At 44.5% G+C, this 2,275-nt stretch carries 4 protein-coding genes; 3 read left to right on the forward strand and 1 reads right to left on the reverse strand.

Going from position 1 to position 2,275, the window contains the following annotated elements; all coding sequences use genetic code 11:
- Window positions 1-76 precede the first annotated feature (76 nt).
- Window positions 77-394 (reverse strand): pentapeptide repeat-containing protein, encoded by a 318-nt coding sequence (locus tag F6K20_RS34870; RefSeq protein ID WP_287297861.1) that lies wholly within the window; start codon window positions 392-394, stop codon window positions 77-79.
- Window positions 395-459: 65 nt separating this feature from the next.
- Between F6K20_RS34870 and F6K20_RS34875 the strand changes: the two genes are divergently transcribed.
- The 3 genes from F6K20_RS34875 to F6K20_RS34885 form a co-directional block, all read left to right on the forward strand.
- Window positions 460-606, forward strand: a complete 147-nt coding sequence (locus F6K20_RS34875; RefSeq protein ID WP_154659917.1) for a hypothetical protein — start codon at window positions 460-462, stop codon at window positions 604-606.
- Between the two features lie 161 nt (window positions 607-767).
- Window positions 768-1,139 (forward strand): hypothetical protein, encoded by a 372-nt coding sequence (locus F6K20_RS34880; protein ID WP_008188360.1) that lies wholly within the window; start codon window positions 768-770, stop codon window positions 1,137-1,139.
- Between the two features lie 69 nt (window positions 1,140-1,208).
- A partial coding sequence (locus tag F6K20_RS34885; RefSeq protein ID WP_287297863.1) for a site-2 protease family protein occupies window positions 1,209-2,275 on the forward strand: 1,067 nt, incomplete at its 3' end.

The raw sequence follows: 2,275 nt of genomic DNA on the forward strand, positions 1-2,275 counted from the left end.
CTCCAGATTACTAGTTGATTTGGAGAATTTATTTAGGTTCTAATTAAGATAGATTTTTTTTAGATAAAAAATCCCTTCAAACCAGTTCTGCATAACACTTAGTTGGGCAGTATGGTTCATCCTCATGTAGATTTGCCTGACTCAGGTTACTAACAATAAGGTTGGCTTCACACAGGTCACTTCCCTGTAGATTAGCACCAGATAAATTCGCTTCTCGCAGATTGACACCTTTAAGAATAGCGCCCTTGAGACAACTCTGGCTGAGATTAGCACGTCGTAGGTTAGCTTGGCTCAGGTTTACTCCCGCCAGAGATACTCCCTGTAGATTAGCTTCTGGAAAGTCCCGTTCTCCAGCAGCATATCGCTTCAGTAATTCTTCCCCATCCATCATCATTCCTGTAACCTTGACAACTAATAAGCTAGGTGGTATTGCTCTATGGCATCTAATATGAATTATTATTGCTAGACTATGCTACTTTTATTTGCCAAAGTGCCAGCAAAAAGCGCAATGATAGTGTAATCGTGTATTGGTCAGACAATTATGAAATATTAGGGAATCGGGAATCGGGAATCGGGAATCGGGAATTTGGACGGGGGAATCACTAGAGTGTGTTTGTGTTAACCAAGAGATAAAGGTGCGATTGGTTCCGGTGTCTTCCTCCTCTTTCGGTTTCTTCTTAATCTCACCACTTACTTATCTAAATTTGCTATATAGACCAAAATTATATTATAATGGTTAGTTAACTCCTCACTAAAATTTGGTGTTCATGGCAGACTTAACTGGCACTTGGCTCGGAACTTACTGGCAAGGGGGAGTACCCACCCGGTTTGAAGCAACTCTGGTTCAAAGCAAGAATACAATCACTGGGAATATTTTGGACGACGGTTACTTAGGAGAAGCCCAGCTAAGTGGAGAGGTAATCGGACGGCGCATCCAATTTACTAAGCGATACATCACTAGCTCATCGACTCCAATCCAGTACATTGGTACCTTGGCTGAGTCAGAAGACTTGATGAATGGGCAATGGATAATCGATCAGTATAACACTGGTCCTTGGCAAGCTCGTCGTAGTGGCAATGACCTACTTGCAGACCTAAACACTCGTCTGAGTGAGCGGATGCCTGTGGCAGTTCCATGAGCCCAGAACATAGGAGTTACTTTATGCTGGTATGTAGAGCTATGGAAGGTCTCAGATAAGGAAAATGTGATGCTATCAGGTTGGCGAGTTGGCTCTCTATTCGGAATCCCACTGTTTCTAGACCCATCGTGGTTTTTCATCTTGCTACTGGTAACGATGATTAATGCGCGAGAGTTCGACTCTAGCCTAGGGTCGATTTTAGCTTGGGTAGCTGGATTGGCGATGGCACTGTTGTTATTTAGTTCTGTACTTTTACATGAATTAGGTCACAGTCTAGCTGCCCTCTCCCAGGGTATCAAAGTTAATTCGATTACCCTATTTATATTTGGCGGGATTGCGTCGATTGACCGAGAATCGAAGACTCCAGGAGAAGCCTTTCAAGTAGCGATCGCAGGACCATTAGTGAGCTTCATCCTCTTTGGTCTGTTTTATGTCCTAACTCTGACATTACCCACCTCGGCTTGGGCATATACTATCGCCAATGAGATAGCGAGAATCAACCTAGTCTTGGCATTATTTAACCTAATTCCTGGTCTACCTTTAGATGGTGGACAAGTGTTGAAAGCAGCAGTCTGGAAACTAACTGGAGATCTGTTTACAGGTGTGCGTTGGGCTGCCAGAACGGGTAAGGGGTTTGGGCTGATAGCCCTATCCCTAGGATTAGGCATGACTCTGCTGACCGGTACCTTGGCATTCATTTGGCCAACTCTGATTGGCTGGTTTATTTTTCGCAATGCCAGTGCCTATGACCAGCTAACCACCTTGCAAGAAGTCTTACTTAAGCTGATGGCATCTAATGCCATGACCCGTGACTTTCGGGTGGTGGAAGCCAACCAGACCTTACGTTCTTTTGCTGATGAGTATATCTTAACCGATAGGCAAAACCCAATGCCCTACTACGCTGCAACTAATGGACGCTATCGTGGGCTAGTGAAAATTGAGGATTTACATTTTGTGGAGCGTAGTCGTTGGGACACCGAGACGTTGGAAACTATAGTGCGTCCTTTATCAGAAATTCCCACAGTGGAGGAGAAAACACCTTTGGTGGAGGTGATTAACAGCTTAGAGGAGCTTAACATTAAGCGTGTAAGCGTACTTTCTCCCGCAGAAACTGTGGCAGGTGTCATTGACCGGGG

The sequence above is a fragment of the Moorena sp. SIO2C4 genome (assembly GCF_010672485.1).
Classification (GTDB): domain Bacteria; phylum Cyanobacteriota; class Cyanobacteriia; order Cyanobacteriales; family Coleofasciculaceae; genus Moorena; species Moorena producens.